At 33.1% G+C, this 19,564-nt stretch carries 20 protein-coding genes and 1 pseudogene; 1 reads left to right on the forward strand and 20 read right to left on the reverse strand.

Annotated features, from left to right (window positions below):
• Positions 1-7: 7 nt before the first annotated feature.
• The 16 genes and pseudogenes from GQF29_RS07775 to GQF29_RS07850 all read right to left on the reverse strand — a co-directional run bounded on the left by GQF29_RS07775 (position 8) and on the right by GQF29_RS07850 (position 13,564).
• Positions 8-379, reverse strand: a complete 372-nt coding sequence (locus tag GQF29_RS07775) for a YkvA family protein (protein ID WP_008789102.1) — start codon at positions 377-379, stop codon at positions 8-10.
• A gap of 99 nt (positions 380-478) precedes the next feature.
• The gene (locus GQF29_RS07780) at positions 479-664 is read right to left on the reverse strand and encodes a hypothetical protein (protein ID WP_236916404.1); all 186 of its coding nucleotides are present in this window, start codon (positions 662-664) and stop codon (positions 479-481) included.
• A gap of 470 nt (positions 665-1,134) precedes the next feature.
• The gene (locus tag GQF29_RS07785; RefSeq protein WP_008789100.1) at positions 1,135-1,623 is read right to left on the reverse strand and encodes a PTS sugar transporter subunit IIA; all 489 of its coding nucleotides are present in this window, start codon (positions 1,621-1,623) and stop codon (positions 1,135-1,137) included.
• Between the two features lie 9 nt (positions 1,624-1,632).
• Positions 1,633-3,522: an oxidoreductase gene (locus tag GQF29_RS07790; RefSeq protein WP_008789099.1), complete on the reverse strand. Its 1,890-nt coding sequence runs from the start codon at positions 3,520-3,522 to the stop codon at positions 1,633-1,635.
• Between the two features lie 49 nt (positions 3,523-3,571).
• On the reverse strand, positions 3,572-4,138 hold the full coding sequence (locus tag GQF29_RS07795; protein WP_282767595.1) for a PTS sugar transporter subunit IIA: 567 nt from the start codon (positions 4,136-4,138) through the stop codon (positions 3,572-3,574).
• Complete coding sequence (locus tag GQF29_RS07800; RefSeq protein ID WP_008789097.1) at positions 4,024-5,397, reverse strand: PTS transporter subunit EIIC; 1,374 nt, start codon at positions 5,395-5,397, stop codon at positions 4,024-4,026. The genes GQF29_RS07795 and GQF29_RS07800 overlap by 115 nt, the downstream gene beginning before the upstream one ends.
• On the reverse strand, positions 5,390-6,253 hold the full coding sequence (locus GQF29_RS07805) for a PRD domain-containing protein (RefSeq protein WP_017144030.1): 864 nt from the start codon (positions 6,251-6,253) through the stop codon (positions 5,390-5,392). The genes GQF29_RS07800 and GQF29_RS07805 overlap by 8 nt, the downstream gene beginning before the upstream one ends.
• Before the next feature lie 476 nt (positions 6,254-6,729).
• On the reverse strand, positions 6,730-7,143 hold the full coding sequence (locus GQF29_RS07810; RefSeq protein WP_008789095.1) for an ASCH domain-containing protein: 414 nt from the start codon (positions 7,141-7,143) through the stop codon (positions 6,730-6,732).
• 47 nt (positions 7,144-7,190) lie between these two features.
• A pseudogene (locus tag GQF29_RS07815) lies at positions 7,191-7,658 on the reverse strand (MBL fold metallo-hydrolase); the annotation flags it as partial.
• A 24-nt stretch (positions 7,659-7,682) separates the two neighbouring features.
• Positions 7,683-7,796 (reverse strand): MBL fold metallo-hydrolase, encoded by a 114-nt coding sequence (locus GQF29_RS18615; protein ID WP_236916405.1) that lies wholly within the window; start codon positions 7,794-7,796, stop codon positions 7,683-7,685.
• Positions 7,797-8,444: 648 nt separating this feature from the next.
• The gene (locus GQF29_RS07820; RefSeq protein ID WP_054325194.1) at positions 8,445-9,062 is read right to left on the reverse strand and encodes a GNAT family N-acetyltransferase; all 618 of its coding nucleotides are present in this window, start codon (positions 9,060-9,062) and stop codon (positions 8,445-8,447) included.
• A gap of 323 nt (positions 9,063-9,385) precedes the next feature.
• Complete coding sequence (locus GQF29_RS07825; protein ID WP_437177867.1) at positions 9,386-9,664, reverse strand: hypothetical protein; 279 nt, start codon at positions 9,662-9,664, stop codon at positions 9,386-9,388.
• On the reverse strand, positions 9,651-11,264 hold the full coding sequence (locus GQF29_RS07830; protein WP_009203313.1) for a recombinase family protein: 1,614 nt from the start codon (positions 11,262-11,264) through the stop codon (positions 9,651-9,653). The genes GQF29_RS07825 and GQF29_RS07830 overlap by 14 nt, the downstream gene beginning before the upstream one ends.
• A 297-nt stretch (positions 11,265-11,561) precedes the next feature.
• Positions 11,562-12,413 (reverse strand): metallophosphoesterase family protein, encoded by an 852-nt coding sequence (locus GQF29_RS07835; RefSeq protein ID WP_054688743.1) that lies wholly within the window; start codon positions 12,411-12,413, stop codon positions 11,562-11,564.
• 495 nt (positions 12,414-12,908) lie between these two features.
• Positions 12,909-13,145, reverse strand: a complete 237-nt coding sequence (locus GQF29_RS07845) for a helix-turn-helix domain-containing protein (protein WP_005335589.1) — start codon at positions 13,143-13,145, stop codon at positions 12,909-12,911.
• A 2-nt stretch (positions 13,146-13,147) separates the two neighbouring features.
• Complete coding sequence (locus GQF29_RS07850; protein WP_005335591.1) at positions 13,148-13,564, reverse strand: sigma-70 family RNA polymerase sigma factor; 417 nt, start codon at positions 13,562-13,564, stop codon at positions 13,148-13,150.
• Positions 13,565-14,145: 581 nt separating this feature from the next.
• Here GQF29_RS07850 and GQF29_RS07860 point away from each other — a divergent pair.
• Positions 14,146-14,502 carry a helix-turn-helix domain-containing protein gene (locus tag GQF29_RS07860; RefSeq protein WP_054688745.1) on the forward strand — a complete coding sequence of 119 codons (357 nt, stop codon included), beginning with the start codon at positions 14,146-14,148 and terminating at the stop codon, positions 14,500-14,502.
• Here GQF29_RS07860 and GQF29_RS07865 read toward each other — a convergent pair.
• The 4 genes from GQF29_RS07865 to GQF29_RS07880 all read right to left on the reverse strand — a co-directional run bounded on the left by GQF29_RS07865 (position 14,499) and on the right by GQF29_RS07880 (position 19,554).
• Positions 14,499-14,882 (reverse strand): iron dependent repressor, metal binding and dimerization domain protein, encoded by a 384-nt coding sequence (locus GQF29_RS07865; RefSeq protein ID WP_054688747.1) that lies wholly within the window; start codon positions 14,880-14,882, stop codon positions 14,499-14,501. The genes GQF29_RS07860 and GQF29_RS07865 overlap by 4 nt on opposite strands.
• 38 nt (positions 14,883-14,920) lie before the next feature.
• Positions 14,921-16,654: an ABC transporter ATP-binding protein gene (locus GQF29_RS07870; RefSeq protein ID WP_005335599.1), complete on the reverse strand. Its 1,734-nt coding sequence runs from the start codon at positions 16,652-16,654 to the stop codon at positions 14,921-14,923.
• Between the two features lie 5 nt (positions 16,655-16,659).
• Positions 16,660-18,474, reverse strand: a complete 1,815-nt coding sequence (locus tag GQF29_RS07875; protein ID WP_160340774.1) for an ABC transporter ATP-binding protein — start codon at positions 18,472-18,474, stop codon at positions 16,660-16,662.
• 132 nt (positions 18,475-18,606) lie between these two features.
• On the reverse strand, positions 18,607-19,554 hold the full coding sequence (locus tag GQF29_RS07880) for a helix-turn-helix domain-containing protein (protein WP_008788620.1): 948 nt from the start codon (positions 19,552-19,554) through the stop codon (positions 18,607-18,609).
• Between the last annotated feature and the right edge of the window lie 10 nt (positions 19,555-19,564).

The following is a 19,564-nucleotide window of genomic DNA, read 5'->3' on the forward strand; positions in this document are numbered from 1 at the left end:
AGAAGATTTATGAAAAGAATAATATTTTTAAAATAAACAATACAATCAAAATCCAAATCAAAATGATTGGAATTCCATAGTACCATTTTTTAGGTTTGCCATCTTTCCATAAATCCTTAGCTGCATTGTGATTTCTTTCCCATATATTTTTAGGAATCAACTTGATTGTCAATGCTATTAAAAATGGTAAAATAATAATATCATCCAAATATCCCAAAACTGGTATAATATCAGGAATTAAGTCAATTGGCGAAAGTGCATATATAATAGTAATCATCGCCAGCGTTTTTGCTAACATAGGCATATCTTGATCTTTTAAAGATAAGAAGACAGTTGGAATATCTTGTTTTAAATTCTTTGCACGTTCTTTAAAGTTCATATATCCTCCACCATTTCATATGCATATAGAAAATTATAATTTATAACTAATCATTTTTAGCTTATGAAATAAAAATTTTTCATTCTGACTTCCTGTAAACTATGAGTTTACTAAGAACTTGAATATTGTGAAGTCTGAATATTTATTTATAACAACAAATATTCCCCCACCTTCTTCTAATCCAATAGAATAATTATTATCTGAAAATGGCTTATACTCTTTAACCTTTCCAACAATTTCCTCAATGATTTTAAAATCTTCATTCAAAGATGCATTATTTTTCATCATATATCGTTTATAAAAATCTCTAATAATTCTAACTTTATTTTATCATAGAAACTTTATATCACCAATTAAATATACACCCTTTATAAAAGATACCTTCTCTTACTTTTTCATTAGATAGTCATTGTCCTTCTGTTAAGGCATATTCTATATTTGCTACAATTTATTCTAAAGGTAGTTAATCTACATATTCGAGATACTTATTAAATAACAATTAACTTTATTTTACAAATTATATATAAAGTCTAGTATACATTTCAATGATATCTATATTTCTATGCTTAGTGCATCAAAATTGTTTAATAATATCTTTTTTGTTGGAAATCATGAAGTTTATCTTTCTCAAAATCAACATCTAAAATAGCTCTAAACTACAAAAACTGTGAAGATTGAAATCCCAAATCCTCACAGTCTTTTTATAATTTGCATAATTACTAATCATGCAAAGCTATTTTTCTTACATTTAAATACTACTTACCTTTAATAGTAATAATATCATCTCCTACTTCATGTACTCCATAGTTCTTATTTATTGTGAAATTATCTTTTAATTCAGAAATAGCAAGAATAACGCAATCATCTGCTGCATTTTCTCTAATATAGTCTAAATCCACTTCAAGTAATAATTTACCTTTTTTGATTCTTTGACCTTGTTTTACAAAGGTTTCAAATCCTTGTCCATTTAAACGAACTGTTTCAAGGCCAAAATGAATGAAAAGACTTGCGCCATTATCTAGTCTTATTCCAATAGCATGTTTTGTAGGAAATAAAACCTCAACAACACCATGACATGGGCTATATAAGCTTCCATGTTTAGGTTTAATAACGACTCCATCTCCTAATGCCTTTCCAGCAAATAACTGATCAGGAGTTTGTTCAATTGGTAATACATCTCCTTTTATTGGAGATACAATATTGATATTATTTTCATTCTCTTTTTTTCTATTAAAAAATTTCATATTTATCTCCTATAAATTTAAAGCAATTGAATGACCTTCAAAAACTGCTTCCATAATTTTTCTTGGTTTAACACAATCACCTATCATAGTCACATTTGGTGTAATTCCATAGAAAGATTCTGCTAATATATTTAATGATTTCATTCCTGTACAAACAATAACTTTATCAGCTGGAATTTCTTTGATAATTCCAGCTTCATTCTTTATGATGACACTGTTATCTTTAACTTCAGTGCATTGCGTATTGAGATAAGTTGTTAAGGATTCACATTTCTCCATAGTTTGTCTTAATCCAATTTTATATAGCATATTTCCTTGCGTCGCTAGTTCATCACCCAGTTCAATGATTGAAACATTATTTTTATGAATAAGTGATTGTTCGAGAGCTATCTCTGCGCCCACAGTTCCACCACCAAGTATAATAATATTACCTTTTAATTGATCTTCAATTTCCAAAGCATGAGTCGCACTAATTACAAGTTTTTTATCAATCCCTTTAATAGGTGGAATAGTTTCACTCGCACCAACTGCTATTATAATTGCATCAGGATTCATCTCCTTAACCATAGAAGGTGTTGCTTCACAATGAGTTTTCACTAAGATATCATGTTTTGCTACTTGTGCTTTCAAATGATTATAGAATTTTTTTACATCTTCTTTAAAGAACTCTTTAGAAATATATTTAAGTTGACCACCTAGTTTTGAGTCTTTTTCTAAAAGAGTAACATCATGCCCTCTTTCACTTGCTGTGATGGCCGCTTTCATACCACCAGGACCACCACCAATAATGACAACTTTTTTTCTATGAGCAGATGTTGTAAATGTTTTCGGAATAAAGTCTTCATTCATAAATCTAGGATTGACTGAACATCCAACATTACGATGATTTGTTGATATATGATAGCATTGTAAACATCTTAAACAAGGAGAGATGTCATCATCCCTTCCCTCCATCGCTTTATTGGGCCAAGAAGGATCAGCGATAAAAGACCTTCCAAACGCAACTAAATCTACTTTCCCTTCCGCAATAATAGAATCTGCTTCTTGAGGAGATAATACAGCACCCACTACAGAAACAGGAATAGAAACTTCTTTTTTAACCTGTGCTGCATATTCTAGATTTGGCATATGTTCGATAAAGTTTGTCGTAATACAATGTACGTTACCCTCATGATTAATATCTAATCCGGCGGAGATTTGTACAGTATCAATTAAGTGTTCTACTTCTTTAATAAAAGTTTTAACATCTTTAAATTCAATACTTCCTTCTACCCACTCATTAGCACTTATTCTCATATCAATAGGAAAATGAGGTCCAACTTTATTTCTAATTGTTTCTAGAATCATTTTTGGAAATTTCATTCTATTTTCTAGACTTCCACCATACTCATCTTCTCTTTTGTTAAATAAAGGCGATAAGAATTGAGCAGGTAACCATCCATGCCCAAAGTGCAAGAAAATCATATCGAACCCTACATCCATAGCATTTTTTGCAGTATTAGCATAGGCATCACAAACTTCTTTCATCATTTGTTCATCCATTGCTTTAACAACGACTCCATCTTTTCTGACTTCATCATGAGGCCCTACAGCAAAATCTAAAACTCTAGCATATCTCCCTCCGTGGAAAATCTCAATAGAAGCTTTTGCTCCACCAGCATGAATTTTTCTGATTCTTTCCACTGTTTTTTCTACTTCATATTTAGAAAACACATCTGGTTCTGTTGGACTAGCAAAACTAGATCTACCATATTCAACAATTGCATGTCCAGCAACAACTATCCCTGCTCCACCTATTGCCTTTTCTTCAAAAACATCTCCAATCGGTGCAGCGACAATCCTATTTTTAATTATTGTTTGATTAATTTTAATTGGTGTAAATAAATTTTTATATTTCATATTTTACCTACTTTCTATATACAAGGGGAAACTTATGTTTCCCCTTTGCTTATTTAATATTAATAATTTTTTCTCCCTCACTAATATCATAACCATAACAACAGTTCATATTATATTTTTTTGAATTAGTAACAATGACCATAATTGTAGTATCATAACCTTCTAATTGAACTTGTTTTTGATTATAAGACAATAGTTTTTGACCTAATGTAATTCTTTCACCTTTCTGCACATAACTTTTAAAATATTTACCGTCCAAACGTACAGTATCAATTCCAATATGAATTAATAATTCCACACCATTATCACTTGTGATTCCAATAGCATGTTTCGTTTTATACAATACAGAAATCACACCACTTATTGGAGCGTATATATCCTCATCGGCAGAAAGAATTGCTACACCTTCACCTATTATTCCATTAGCAAATAAAGGATCATTGACATAAATCAAATCAATTACATCTCCTGATACAGGCGATGTAATTATTTCGTTTGGACTTAAGCTTTTTTTGATTGGTTCGTTTTTAACATAAATGCAGTTAATACAAATCCAACAACAACAGAAACGACAATTGCCACACAATACCATACAAAACTTTTTGCAGTTAACCATGCTCCAAATGATAAAATACCAGCATATGCAAAGTTAGTTGCAGCTACACCTGTGATACCACAAATGAATCCACCAATAGCACCAGCTACTAACATATTCATAATATATTTTTTATCTTTTAATATAACACCATATAGACAAGGTTCAGAAATTCCACATAATGCTAAAGTAAATGAACTTGATCCAGCTGTTTGTTTCATTTCTTTGTTTTTATCAAAAATCATAACAGCTAAACAAATTCCTAATACAGCATAGTTACCCATACCACCAGCAGCAAGACCTGCTTCATATCCTTGAGTCGCTAAAATTCCTAACATGATAGGAGTTACAGCCCAATGCATTCCTACTAGAATAATTAATGAAAATAAAGCCCCTAATAATGTGCAACTTATAATTGGATAAGCCATAACTGCTTGATATACAGTAGAGATTCCATTAGCAACTAAACTTCCTACTGGACCAAATACCATAATCGTTAATGGTACAAATATAAATAAGCAGGCAGCAGGTACAACAATAAATTGTAACGTAGCAGGCACTGTTTTCTTTAACCATCTTTCAAAATAACTCATACAGAAAATTGCTAATAAGATTGGGATAAATGAACTGGCAAAATGAAATGCTGGAAAATTAATACCAAATAAATCAGCTTTTTCACCAGCAACCAATAAATCAGCAACACCAGGATACATAATACTTGCCCCTAATACTGCAGCAACATATTGATTAGATCTAAAATGTTTTGCTGCTGTAAATGCTAATAAGATTGGGAAGAAATAAATGAGTGAATAAAAAATAGAATAGAAAGTTTGATAAGTTAAACTATCTGTAGTCATTACACCTAGGTTGGCTAATAAACCAACAACTCCACTTGCAATACCTCCAGTTGCTAATACTGGAATATATGGAGAGAATACTGTAGACATCATTCTAGTAAAACGATCAAATAAACTTACTTTTTCACTAGCAATAGTCGTATCTTCATCATCTGCTACTTCACCTTTTCCTGTAATACCAGGAATCGTTAATAATTCATCGTAAACATCAGAAACATGTGTTCCGATTAATACCTGGAATGTTCCTGCACCGATTTGTGTACCTAATACACCATTGATTTTTTCAATTTTAGCTTTATCAGATTTATCTTTAGAGTTTAAAGAAAAACGTAATCTTGTTGCACAATGAGTAACGCTTTGAATATTTTCAACTCCACCTAACGCACTTACTATATCTTTAGTAAGTTGTTCATATTTATTCATGAATCGAAGTCTCCTTTTTTATTTTTTCTTTTTCTATAATACGATTAATATGAATCATCAGATATAATAGTTCTTCATTTTTTACTTCTTTATTCAATTTATTCATAATATATTTACGAATATTTAAAGTGCAATCATAAATATCTGGATATTTAATAACCATTTGATTAAATAAGTATTCATCATCATTTTCATTTCTTTTTTCATTGCTTAATAGACTATTTATAAAGAATCTTAAATGCGTCATAAGTCTGTTATAATTCATATCAGTTTGATCAAATTCTATTTTAAAATAGAATTGAATAATCTTAACAATTCCTTGAATAATATCAGCAGCTTTTAAAGAGTTATCTAAATGATTTTTATGATCTTCGGCATTAAAATAATGTATTGCTAAAGTTCCTGCTTCATCTACTGGTAACTCTATACCTGTATCTTTTTTAATAATACTTAAAGTATTAAGAGCAGCTTTATATTCATTAGGATAAGTTCTTTGAATTTCCCATATTAAGTCATTTTTTATAAATAAATTATCTTGAGCTCTAACTAATGCATAATTTATATGGTCCATGACAGCAATATAGATACTACTATTGAACTCAATGTTAAGATCTGATTCAGCTTGTTCAACAATTTTGTAAGTTAAATCTACATATTCAGTTGATATTTCATTAAATAGAGTTTCAAAGTTAGAACTTTGTTTTTTGTTTGTAGTAAAAATCTTACCAATTTTAGTTTCGTCTAAAGTATCTCCATGCTTCTTTTGGAAACCAATACCTTTACCAAAGATAACAGCTTCGTCGTCATCTTTGTAGACTAATACTACATTGTTATTAAATACTCTTTTAATCTTCAAGCGAATCATCCTTTCTATTATTTAGGCAACAAAAAAAGCCTAAATAAATAAAATTATCCTCACAAATGTGAAAAAAATTATTTACTTAGGCTTTGCCTGCATTATCAGTAACAACCCTAACAACCATACTTTTTAGTGCACTAAATCAGTATGTATAAACTAGTTACAAATATTATAGCATATATTTAAGCGTTTTCAAGTATTATTTTTTTGAACATTAAATACAAACTGTTACTATTCAATGAATAAAACATATGTCAAAGTCCATACATTATGATAATAGTTCTCCCTGAATTGTACCCTCCATTGGTGTTCTCATTTCCTCTAATGTATCTAAAATTTTACTTCATTTATTGATATGATATTTCCAAGGTAGACAGTGTTTACAAGTTGACTTCTCTTACATAGATTGCAGATTAATTGCTATTCTATTATTCTAATTAATCTCTTGCCCTACAAACAGAAGTTTCCAAATCTTATTTGTTAAATACTTCGACAACTTCAAAACGTTCAAAAGTAATAGGTGTTTGTTCTGTAAAAGTATAACCACGTTTTATAGCATCTCTCGTCCAATAGCGTATATTACCCGTTCTCCATTGTTCAAAGGTTTCGTCCTCACCCTCAAGTTTTACCATATCCCAAGTTAGGTCGCAAAACTTAACAATTTCAAGATACACTGTTTTTATCACACAGGCTGGGTTGCCATGCCCATCAAGCACCAGTGATAAGTCTCCAACACTTGGTACCTGCTCATTTTCCAATACAACGGAAACTGTTGCAGTTTTCTTTCCAGAAAGTACTAGAGCCAAAAGCTCGTCTGCCATTTCAGGATTGTCACCAAATGCAAAACATTCAAAGTAAGTTTTATTTGTATTTTCTATAGCTTTCATTTACTATTTTATCCTCCTCATATTTAAATTATTACTCTTTCTGTTCTTCACCCATGCCCATAATATATTTTTTTCGCATTTATACTTTTTATTAGTTTAGCACTTTCTTGTGCCTGTTGATAATCTTCAAAGCACCATGTTGTAGTAGGAAAAATAATATTTTGCATTGCATCCCCAACAAAAAGTTCTCCTGACGTTAATGCTATACCTATAGAGCCTTTGGTATGACCTTGCAGTCTGATAACATTTCCATCTACTCCATATTCCAACAATGACATTCCTGCATCTAAAATAATATTAGGTGAAACACTCTCTACATTATTTTTCCAAATATTGCAATTTGATGCCCTTGCATAGAAACTCCCCCATAATCCCTTACCAAACAGTTTACGTTTTTCATTTTTTTCTAGAAGCAAAACATCTTCTCTTCCAATTCCTACAAAACAATTTAATTTTTTCACTAAATAAGAAGTGTTTTGACAATGATCAAAATGTCCATGAGTTAGAATAATAAGTTTTACATTTGCTTTTTCACAACATTATAAAACCTTTTTCTTGTATCTTTTAGTGCCAGTATCTATTAGTATACTGCCATTATCTCTATGGATTAAAAAAGCATTTGCTATACCACATGTTATTTTTTCTATTTTCATATAGACCTCATCAAATTCTAATAATTATATTTTATTAGTTGATTTTGTATTTGGCACTCATTTATGCATGAACTACAATGTAAGTGAGAAAAAGAACAGTCGATAAGCAATCATACCTTAGATTTACAACTATGAAATAATTATCTCACGGTTGACCAATACATACGAGGTAGTTTTTTTGCTTTATCTTTTCTATAATGCCAAGAAGCAATCTAAATTACTTCCATATAGTGATTATCAATCCGAATATTGGATTTTTCAGCAACTTCAAAATCTACTTTTTAACAACTATTGCTAGCAATATTGCACCCATACTATTTGATGTAATAATAACTTTTTCACCCATTTCTTCTTATCTCTTTCTTTTATTGATCTGGTTCCTAAAATAAAAATTGAATTTCATAATATCATCCCCATTAACTGCATTATATTAATTATATGTATAAAGTTTAGTACACCATTAGTATTTTTAATGACATCCAAACCACGTATTAAATCTACGTTGTATTTGATTAATTCTAACTTACCAAATTTATTTACTTTAACTTTACATTGGATCACTTACTTTAAAAGACGCTACAGCCTGACAGTCTGGTGCTGTATAAACAATACTTCTCCCTGTTTCATAAACTGCAATTTATTCACTTATTACTTTCCAGCAATTTTCTTTGTATAAAGCAGACAGGTTAAAGGAACTTGCTTTTTATCCAAATCAAGTATAACTTGTCGTTCCTCTGACCGTTCAAAGCCTCTATGCTCATAGAATTGATAAGTACAGGCATTATCTGTATATAGATAAACAATCTTCTCTTTTTCATCTTCTTCAAACGCAGACAACAATGCTGTTCCAACACCTTTAATTTTGCAGTTGGGGTCGGCAGCTAGAAAAATAATTTCTCCATCTGGATTATTCTTTTGGCAGAAGGAATTATACATATCATGATTTGCTTCGTCATATTCGGCAACACCTTTTCTTGCGATGAGATGTTGAAGCCAATCGAATATCTTCACATAAATCGCTTTAGATAAGCTGTGATAGCATTTCGGTTCATTCTTCATTTCAGCCATCAAAACACCCACAAAAGCATCATCAACATAAGCACCATAAACTTTTGTTGCACGATTCAATTCCATATACCAAAAATATTTTGCGTACAAAGCCAAAACTGCTTTGCTATTCATATACCAATCTAAATGCATTCCTTGAATTGCAAATTTTTGTGCCTTTTTATAATCATTTTTACATATTTCTTTTATTTCAATCAAACAGTTTCACCTCACAATTTTAATTTATGAAATTATTTCTATTGCTATTGTAGCATAGAAAATTTATACCAACAATTAAATATAAATTATGAAAAAAAGAAATCTATTCTTTTTAGATTTCTCAACTCTTTTAATATATATAATTTTTTAGCTTCTGATCATATTCTTTGTTTTACTTTATTATACTAATTATATATAAAGTCTAGTCCACGATTAACATTTTAATGACATCCAAACCACGTGTTAATTTTGGGTTTAACATGCAGTTTTCAAATATTAGTACATAGTTATCCCTTTTATTTCATCAGTTTAAAAAGATAACTCTATCTTTTTAAATTTTCTGACTTATAAATATTATATCCCTCATAATAATAACTAGCATCAATTCCCTTCATATATACTTCTCGATCAGCAATCTTATCTGTTAACGCGTTCTTTAATAAAACCTTAATTTCCACATCTTTTATTGGACTTCTCTCCATAGTCAATAAATAATCCTCTTTATCAACTTCATTCCAATCAATAACACATTTTAATTCTTTTTTTAAAATACAGTCTAACCAAATTCTTGTACTACGTCCATTGCCTTCATGCAATACCACATTGGGACTCACAAAGAAATCTATAATTGATTTCCACTTTTTGAGTACGTTCTTTGCCGGTTCCCTCTGCTTGATACACATATATACTGTCAATCAGTTCAACCAGCATAGAACGGTTTAACTCTGTTACATTTTCATACTTGCGTATGGTTTCTAAAAATTTGTTTGTATTTTTCGTCTTGTAGTCCTCGGCTTCGATTTTCTCTTTTAATGCCTTACGCCTTTCTTCAAGTTCTCTCTGCTCATTTTCATAAGTTACAGACATTTTCTCAAAACGTCCATCAGAAATCTTTCCTGCTACATTCTGCTCAAACAGCTTCATTATGATACTGTCAATTTCAGCAATACGCTTTTCTGCCAGTTCCAATTCCTGTTTAAACTGCTTGATTTTCTTACCGCCGCCGGATTCACTCAACACCCTCATTTCTTCAATGAACTGGTCGCCTAATGTTTCCATATTCTTGATATGCTTTTGAATGTCGTCCATGACAATCTTCACTAATGCGTCATAGGAAATTGCATGAGTTGTGCAGAGGTTGCTGTTTCTGGCATATGTCCTGCAACGAAATCTCGGCTCTCTCCCGTTTGGATTGGAGAACGCCATATTGCGTCCACAGTCCGGGCATTTTACAAGCCCCACAAACATATTTGGTCGTCCAGTCTTATTTGGTCTTTTCTTTACACTGATGAATTTCTGTACCAGTTCAAAGGTTTCTTCATCAATGATAGCTTCATGGGTGTTTTTTACAACAATCCAATCTTCCTTAGGAACCGCTACCAGTTTTCTGTTCTTGAATGATTTTGTCTGTGTCTTGTGCGATACCATATGACCGAGATACACTTGATTTTCCAAAATCATCTTAACATTTTTTCCAACCCAGTCGGTAGGGAATCGGAACCCTGTGCTTGTTTCCAGCGTGCCATTCTTCATTGCTCTGTAGGCTCTCGGAATCAAAATCTTTTCTTCACACAATGTTCTTGCTATCTGATGAACACTGTTTCCCTGTTTCGACATTTCAAAAATACGCTTGACGATAGGCGCTGTTTCCGGGTCTATCAGTAGTTTACGCTTATTGTTCGGGTCAACCCTATAACCATACGGAGCGAATGAACCGCAGAACCCGCCACTTAAAGCAGTTGTTTTCTTGACGCTTCGGATTTTCTTTGAGGTATCACGTGCATAATACTCATTCATAATAGATTTGAATGGCATCATCTCGTTATCCTCATATCTTGTGTCAACATCATCATTCAGTGCGATAAAGAGAATGTCATTGTTCGGGAAGATTTCTTCCACGTAATACATGAACATGGCATTGTTGCGACCGAACCTTGACATATCCTTTACCATGATTCCACTAGGCTGTGTATCTTCCATAGCGTCCTCAATCATGCGGTTTAAATCCGGTCTGTTGAATGTTGTGCCGGAATAGCCATCATCTACATACTCGTCAATGATTTCAAATCCTTTTTCCTTTGAATAATATCGGAGCATTTGCAACTGGTTTGTGATACTGTTGCTTTCTTTATCAGCGTCACCATCATCTTTGGATAAACGTGCATATAATCTAACTCTTAATCTTGCTTGCTGTTTCGTCATTTTTACTCCTTTCCAACAGCAAACAAACAACTTATATCCTGTTAATATTATACCACGCTACTTAATTATTTTCAGCCGCTTATTACACTGTTCTCAATTTAATATCCATTGTTTTCCTGCTCGATTTCCTTTTGAATCAGCCTTTTAATCAAATGCTGCAAATCCACTGTACCGGAGAACACTGACGTTACATAAAAGGTCGTATTTCCTATTTTTATTGTATTGGACTGTACTGTTTTTCCTATAATCCCACCTCATTTCTTCCAACAAAAAAACACCATTTCTGGTGTCTTTCTGCTAATCTACACTGATTACTTTGCGTTCATACTTCTTTTCCTGCAAATCAATCTCCGCATAAACCATGTATTTGTCATCAAGTTCCGTCTGTCCAGTCTGAATACAGGTTGTCTGATGAATCTGGTTTATCCACTTTCCTTTCTCTGTGTCAGGACTTTCATGTATATGTCCGTGCAGAGAAAGAAGTGGCTGTTTTTCTTTCAGAAATTCGTAAATATCAACAGAGCCTATATCCAAATCTTGATAGCGCAACTGTCCTAATCTCAATCCCGCAGGCGGCATGTGCATAACGTAAACCACTTTTTGTCTATCGTCCGGCAATGGAAGTTTCTTCAGCACATCACACATATGCGGTAATTCTGTTCTGGAATATTCCAGCCAGTTGTAAATCCTGTCATAATCAACAGCATTAGAGATTCCGGCTACAGGACTTAACTGACGCTGCGGAATATAATGTGTTTCTGTAACAACCCTGTCTTTACAACCGAACGGATGGTCTAAAATATAGTTCATGCCGATAAATTCATATCCATTGACAGAAAATTTCCTACCAGCTATATTGCAGACATTTTCAAATCTGTCGCAAAGATTGTCAAACATTTCATCTGCTGCCAGTAAATCATCATTTCCAAGCATGGCAAGGTATGTGATGTCCTGCTTTTTCAGTTCCTCAAAATATTCATCAAGGAATCCATTGATAAAAAACGATTGCTCACTGTGGCGGTCACATTGTTTTGGTAACATATCCCCGCCATTTACAATGACTTTGATTTCCTTTTCAATGGCTACGTCCAGAATCTTTCTGTACTTCTTTTTATCTCCGTGTAAATCTGTAACATACAATATCTTCATATCACTTTCTACCCCTTTTAATACAGCATTTCTTCCTAATCATAGTTAAAAGTATACCATATCAGAGATAGATTATCAGCAGCTTATATCTGACATACAGACTGCAAAATTTTTGCCTTATGCACCTCCTTTACTGTGTGTTTCCGAAGCAGTCAGATGGCTTTGGAAGCTCCACTGGACTTTCACCATTCTCATTCCTATGAGCAGAACCGCACCATGCGAGTGTATCATTATTCAGATATACAGGTCATGGCAGAACGACCATTCCACAAGTCGCTCTCGGATCATTGCATGAATCGCTCGCTTTTTTAGGTCATGGCGTACAATTTCCGCTGGCTCGCTGCATATCAAACGTATCTGACTGCTTTATTCAGTTGTCAAAGAACTACCGACTGTATTTGCCAGTCTATGAAAATCCACTACCTAGATAATGGACTTTCATAGATTGACAAGCGGAGCAGAGGAAAGGGGAAAATGCTCCGCCCGTCTGAATGATTAGATTACGACTATCTCAAAGTTTGCAATCATATCCATGACTGCTGCCTGTATTCTGCCTTTTAATTCAGAATCCACTACCATGTAGACGTTACCGTATTCGTCATACAATTTGCGTAAGCTCAACTTTGATATGTACCCGTCATAGAAATCCAAGATTTCCTGTATTGCAGTTTCATCACCATTCGTAGCCGCCACAATCACAGCAAACGGTATATGTTTTTGGTCTTTGTCCATGCTTATTCCTCCTCCATCATTTTTCGTAATTCTTCCAGAGTGCTTGTCCTGTGACGGTAAACAGTAGTGCGTACCACGTTCATAAGCTCTCCGATTTCTGCGTCAGACATATCCATAAAGTATGACAACAAAATGATATTGCGTTTTCTCTCTGGCAAACATTTGAGTGCTTTGCTTAACTGGTCGTCAGATACTTGTACTTCCATGCCAAGAACATTGAACGCTGTATAATCGCTGGAATACTTGTCATAAACGCCTGCTTTGTTCAATTCCAAATCTGAAATTTCAGAAAACGGAACTTCATGTTTCAAGCGTCTTGAAATATCACGGTTATACTTCATTGCTGCTCTTTTAATGACTTTCTTTGTAAGGCAATCAAACTGTGCTTGAATAGCCTGTTGGAAAGAAGATGACTTCATGCTGATTCACCTCCTTTCTGCGTGAGAGTAGATGAGGGTGTTTTCCCTCTATCCCCCTTTCCGCACAGTAGCTACCCACGCAGCAGCTATTTGTTGCGTTTTCAGAAATGAACTTGAAAAATATTTTTACGCACGAAAAAAGCACAAGAGAAAAGGCTGTATAGCGTTCTTGTGCTTTATCATTTGTACCTGTTATATGATGTAAAAAACCACATTCAAGGGTGTATTGTCCTGCTATGGTAATTTCAGTTTTTTTGACAATAAAGGGTATGTCATAAAATGTCGATTATGAGATTCTTTCAATGCGGCTACCTCCTAGAGCCGCAAAACAAAAAAACCTTATATGATTTATCCACCGAATTGAGGAAAAAGAAAAACGGCGGCTTTATCTTGACCGCCATCAAATCAGAAATATTTTTGGATAAGCAAAAAGGTTACTGCCGATAACGGTTTTTTTTATTTACCGTATAACAGTAATTTTGTTCTTTTAACACACTAGGAACTGACAAACCATATAACACGTTTTTCTATACCTGTTAGAAAATCAACAGGAACAGTAAAATGTATTGAGGTGATTACATATGCGTAAAAAAGAAGATAAGTACGATTTCAGAGCTTTTGGTCTTGCCATCAAAGAAGCTCGTATGAAACAGGGTCTAACCCGTGAACAAGTGGGAGCAATGATTGAGATTGACCCACGTTATCTGACAAATATTGAAAATAAGGGGCATCACCCAAGTTTACAAGTGCTTTATGACCTTGTTCATTTATTGAATGTATCAGTAGACGCTTTTTTTCTTCCTGCTTCTGATCTGGCGAAAAGCACCAGAAGAATACAGTTAGAAAAGCAGCTTGATAACCTGTCTGATAAAGATTTAGTTATCATGGAAAGTGTCGCTGACGGAATTATTAAATCTAGGGAAGTGGAGGAAGATTAAACTTCCTCTTTTTCACTCCCTATACGAGTTGATTCTTTTAATTTTTGAAAACACTCGTCACTGATTACGTATTCCAGTTTGCAAGCGTCTGATTCTGCTAGTTTTGGGTCTACACCCATTTCTGTAAGATATTTTGTAAAAAAGCAATGTCGCTCATAAATTTTCTCAGCCATAGCCTGCCTACTGTCTGTTAAAAGCAATTGACCATTATTATCCATTAGTAGGAATCCTTGTGTTTTAAGTTGCTTTACTGCATGACTTACACGAGGCGTTGAAAATCCCATATAATCAGCCACATCAATAGAGCGAACCATGCCTTTTTTGATTTTAAGTATAAGTATTGTTTCTAAATAATCTTCTAATGACTTTCCCAATGTCACATTATTATCACCTCTTAAATATTTGATTCAATCAGTTTTTAAATTGTCCACCCAAGACTTTCTTGCTGAATATGATACAATTTTTGATATACACCTTTTTTCTTCATCAATTCATTATGTGTGCCATATTCAACTAATTTGCCATCATCTAATACTAATATTTGGTCTGCGTCTACAACTGTTCTTAAACGGTGAGCAATCATAATTACTGTTTTGTTTTCAACCAATTGAGCTATAGCCTTTTGCACTAAAACTTCGTTCTCCGGGTCAAGAGAAGCAGTTGCTTCATCTAAAAAAATAATTGAAGCATTTTTTAATAAAGCACGTGCAATAGATATTCTTTGTCTTTCACCACCAGATAATGTACTACCATTTTCACCTAAAACAGTTTGATAACCGTCTGGCATATTACGCACAAATTCATCACAGTATGCAGCTTTAGCAGCCGCCATAACTTCTTCCTCTGTGGCGTTAGGGTTTCCAATACTGATATTGTTAAAAACAGTATCATTAAATAATGTTACGTCTTGAAATACAAAAGCCATTTTTCGCATAAGACTTTCTGGCTCCATTGTTCGTATATCTTTACCACCAACACGAATTGTACCTTTCTGTATATCCCAAAATCTTGCAATCAATTTTGAAATTGTACTTTTCCCGCTTCCAGATGAACCTACCAATGCGGTGATACTTCCTTGTGGAATTTTACAAGTCACATCTTTAATGACATCTTTTGTATTATATCTGAATGTAACATGTTCCAACTCTATATCACAATTTTCAATTTCTTTATCATTTCCTTGCATTACAGATGTACTTAAAAGAGTACGCATTCTTTCTGTAACAACATTAAGATTTAGTAATGTAGTTAATTGTGAAAGAATCGCAAGAATTGGTCCATATATACGAGTAACCATCAAAAAGAACATTAGTAATGGGAGCAGTTCTATTTCACCTTTAACTAACAACATTGTTCCAACAAAAATGACAATACCAATTCCGGCTTGCAAAATCATGCTTGCACTCGACATAAATACGCCACAAATCATTTCTACTTTCACAGCAATCTTTTTCATAGATAATAATGCTTTGTTAAGAGCAGAAAAGTGAGAACCACTTAAATTACATGATTTAATAATTTTCATTCCCTCAAGGTATTCTTGTACTTGACTAGAAGCGTCTAGCTTTGCTTGTACTTGTCGTTCAAATAATTTTTTCTGATAGTTCTTACTTAACCAAATTATCAAAAATGCAACTGGCAGCGTAATATACATACATAACGCTAAACGCCAATCAAAGAAAGCAAGTAAAATACAAGTAAGAGTAACAGTAATACCATTTGCAATGAGAGGTGGAATTGTACTACTTAACATTGATTCCATGCTGCTACAATCAGACATCATGTTAGTTGTCAATTCTGACAAATCCTTTGTATTGAAGAAACTCATTGGTAATTTTCTTAAATGCTCTGCAATATTAAGTCTTGTTTTATTTGATTCTTGATAAGACGCAATGTATGTCTTTCTATAATCATTTCTTGCTGCTAAAAACACCAAAACAGCAGAAACAACTCCAATTCCCCAAAGCAACCATATATGATTCCATGCAATTTGCTTTCCTACATACGGGTTCAGTAATTCATTAAATAACATTACTGTAACACAAAACGGTAGCATTAAGGCTAGATTTGTTATCGTACAAGCAACAATAGCTTTTTTTAAATCTTTATAACCTTTATCTGATAGAAAAAGAAACTCTTTTAGTTTTTTCATCTTTATTACACCGCCTTTCCGCTGATTTTCCAATCAACCGCTTCTGTGTAATGGTTCCACATTTGCGAATAACGTCCACCAGCAGCAACTAATTCATTATGTTTACCTTCTTCAACTAGATGACCTTTTTCCATAACAATAATTTTGTCAGCATTACGAATCGTAGATAAACGGTGAGCAATAATAATAACTGTTTTATTCTGCATAAGTTTCTCGAATGCTTTTTGAATTAAACACTCATTTTCTGGGTCGCTAAATGCAGTTGCTTCATCAAGAACAATAATAGGGGAATCTTTGATAATAGCTCTAGCAATAGCGATACGTTGACGCTCACCGCCAGAAAGATGAATACCTTTTGTTCCAAATACAGTTTTGTAGCCATTAGGAAGTTTTGAAATAAATTCATGGCATTGTGCAGCTTTCGCGGCTTCAATGACTTGTTCTTCTGTAGCGTTTGGATTTCCCATGCGAATATTATCTAAAATACTCTGCTTGAATAAGAAAATATCTTGAAATACAAAGCTAACATGATTCATTAAGTCTTTTTCTGAAATATCTCTTATATCAACACCGCCGATTTTTACACTTCCCTCTGTAACGTCCCAAAAGCGTGAAATTAAATTTGCAATTGTACTTTTTCCACCACCAGATAAGCCAACAATAGCTGTTATTTGTCCTTGATTGGCTTTAAAAGATACATTTTCAATAGCCATTTCTTCTTTTTTTCCTGTATATGTAAAGCTAACATTATCAAACACAACATCATCTTTTTGAGTTTTTTTAGGACTGGTAGTTTGTGGTAGAACAGGTATATTGAAAATTTCGTCCATTCTTGCTACATTTCCGTCAATTTGCATAAATGATTCAGAGATATACATTATTTTGTTTAAAATACCAGCGATTGCCGGAACAAAAAGCAAGTAAAATATAAATGTCATAGTAAAGCTCTTATAATCTTGTGCATTAGCTCCTAACAAAATACCTACAGGAACGATAACCAAATATATATTGTTAATGATGGTAGTAAACGCTGGCATATAATTTTGCCAACCTAGAGAGAACTTTAGAACCCATTCTGTGTATTCTTTAATAGCATGTTCTAAACGAGCAAATGAAGAAGCTGTTTGATTAAATGCTTTCACAACAGGCATACCACGAACATATTCTACAGAAGCATTGTTCATATCTTCCAATGCGATCTGATATTTTCCCATGTTTTCTTTCATTGCTCCGCTACCAAATCCACTGAATTGTACGACAAAAGCAAGCACAATTCCAACTAATGAAGCAATACCAAATCGCCAATCAATAGCCAGTAGAATAATAACCATAACAATAGGCGCAGTTACAGAAGCAACAAAATCTGGAAATTGATGTGCAATGAAACCCTCAATGCTCTCAATGTTTTCGTCCATTATTTTTCTTAAACGACCACTACCTATGGTTAAGTGATAACCTAAAGGAATTTTGGTAATATGTTCTGCGAAGTGAAGTTTTAATTCATAAAGTGTTCCAAATGCTGCCATATGAGAACTGAAAATTGCTAAAAAATATAATAGTATATTAGCAATAATACCAGCTAAAGCTATCCAGCCATAATTCATAACCTTGCTCATATCCAGCAATTCTAAATTAGGATAGACTTTTAAAATGGAACTAATAATAAAATATACCGCAATATACGGAACAAACGACGCTATAGCCGCTAACGAGGAAAGTATAGCCGATAAAAATACTAATCCTTTCTTATTGGAAGCTAATTCTAAACATCGTGCTAAACCCGTTTTGGGTTTGTTTTGTTTTGGCTTTTTGTTTGCCATAGTACGAATCCTCCTTAAATATAAAATACGTGGTGGGTTAGCTTAATCTAACCACACCACGTATTCTAAAGGAAATACTATTTTTCTTCTACTCCATCTCTAGTATATTTGGGTAAAAATAGCCCAAAAGTGTTACTTTTGTTTTCTGTAATCTTTCGGTAAAATACCATAAACAGATTGAAATGCTATTGCAAATTTACTAGCATTATTATATCCAAGACTTACCGCTATATCTCCAATTTTCATATTTTCATTTAAAAGCCAATGTGCTGCAATATTCATCTTATATTTCTTTAAATATGAATATGGTGTGTCACCATATATCTGTAAAAAAATTTTATGAAACAGTGATAAGTTAATTTGATTCCGAAAGGCGAGTTGTTCTAACGATACTCGTTCATCTAAATGAGTTATCATATATGTTTGAATTTCTTTAGTAGCTTGAATCTGACGTTTATCATAATATTTGAAATCACAGCCATGATTTTTAGTTAGCTGGTCTATATGGTAAAGTAATTCAATTGCTTTAATTTTGAAATATCCTAATTGTTCTATGTTAAGTGCTTCATATAATTCAGAAAATAAATGATGTAATTTAGGTGGAGTGGAACTTAAATATCCATTATTCTCAATCCCTAATGTTGAACCAATTTTATCAAGGTTAAGCGGAATAGTTTCCATCATTTTTTTGATTTCTTCTGATAAGGATTGTTTATCAATCACAAGGCTAAGTCCATAATATTTTTTTAATGGAAACGAGAAAGAAACTGGTAAATGTTGTGTTCCAGTCACACTAAAATATCCCTCTGGTAAATACGAAACTGTATGATTGGCATACTCACATTCATAGCGTCCAGAGCGACAATGTGTAATTGAAATAATATTAGGATTGAATTTTTGAGAAGGCATACTTATGTCTGTATCAAAGTCCAAAAAAGAGAGTTGAATACCATCAAAAAGCGTGTAACTTGTAACAATTCCTTTCCCTTGACACCCATAATCTATAATCATAAAATTTTCATCTTGCTTGATAATTTTTGCCTTATCACTGTACCAGTCTTTATTAAATGTAGAACTCACATTATGTACC

It is taken from the genome of Coprobacillus cateniformis, from assembly GCF_009767585.1.
Lineage (GTDB): Bacteria > Bacillota_I > Bacilli_A > Erysipelotrichales > Coprobacillaceae > Coprobacillus > Coprobacillus cateniformis.

What these genes read in the sequence shown, in the direction of transcription:
- GQF29_RS07835 (WP_054688743.1), bottom strand. Translation starts at nt 12,413, where the DNA reads ATGAAGATATTGTATGTTACAGATTTACACGGAGATAAAAAGAAGTAC.
- GQF29_RS07875 (WP_160340774.1), bottom strand. Translation starts at nt 18,474, where the DNA reads ATGGCAAACAAAAAGCCAAAACAAAACAAACCCAAAACGGGTTTAGCA.
- GQF29_RS07845 (WP_005335589.1), bottom strand. Translation starts at nt 13,145, where the DNA reads ATGGACAAAGACCAAAAACATATACCGTTTGCTGTGATTGTGGCGGCT.
- GQF29_RS07810 (WP_008789095.1), bottom strand. Translation starts at nt 7,143, where the DNA reads ATGAAAGCTATAGAAAATACAAATAAAACTTACTTTGAATGTTTTGCA.
- GQF29_RS07785 (WP_008789100.1), bottom strand. Translation starts at nt 1,623, where the DNA reads ATGAAATTTTTTAATAGAAAAAAAGAGAATGAAAATAATATCAATATT.
- GQF29_RS18615 (WP_236916405.1), bottom strand. Translation starts at nt 7,796, where the DNA reads ATGAAAATAGAAAAAATAACATGTGGTATAGCAAATGCTTTTTTAATC.
- GQF29_RS07790 (WP_008789099.1), bottom strand. Translation starts at nt 3,522, where the DNA reads ATGAAATATAAAAATTTATTTACACCAATTAAAATTAATCAAACAATA.
- GQF29_RS07850 (WP_005335591.1), bottom strand. Translation starts at nt 13,564, where the DNA reads ATGAAGTCATCTTCTTTCCAACAGGCTATTCAAGCACAGTTTGATTGC.
- GQF29_RS07860 (WP_054688745.1), top strand. Translation starts at nt 14,146, where the DNA reads ATGCGTAAAAAAGAAGATAAGTACGATTTCAGAGCTTTTGGTCTTGCC.
- GQF29_RS07870 (WP_005335599.1), bottom strand. Translation starts at nt 16,654, where the DNA reads ATGAAAAAACTAAAAGAGTTTCTTTTTCTATCAGATAAAGGTTATAAA.
- GQF29_RS07775 (WP_008789102.1), bottom strand. Translation starts at nt 379, where the DNA reads ATGAACTTTAAAGAACGTGCAAAGAATTTAAAACAAGATATTCCAACT.
- GQF29_RS07795 (WP_282767595.1), bottom strand. Translation starts at nt 4,138, where the DNA reads ATGGTTAACTGCAAAAAGTTTTGTATGGTATTGTGTGGCAATTGTCGT.
- GQF29_RS07780 (WP_236916404.1), bottom strand. Translation starts at nt 664, where the DNA reads ATGAAAAATAATGCATCTTTGAATGAAGATTTTAAAATCATTGAGGAA.
- GQF29_RS07800 (WP_008789097.1), bottom strand. Translation starts at nt 5,397, where the DNA reads ATGAATAAATATGAACAACTTACTAAAGATATAGTAAGTGCGTTAGGT.
- GQF29_RS07830 (WP_009203313.1), bottom strand. Translation starts at nt 11,264, where the DNA reads ATGACGAAACAGCAAGCAAGATTAAGAGTTAGATTATATGCACGTTTA.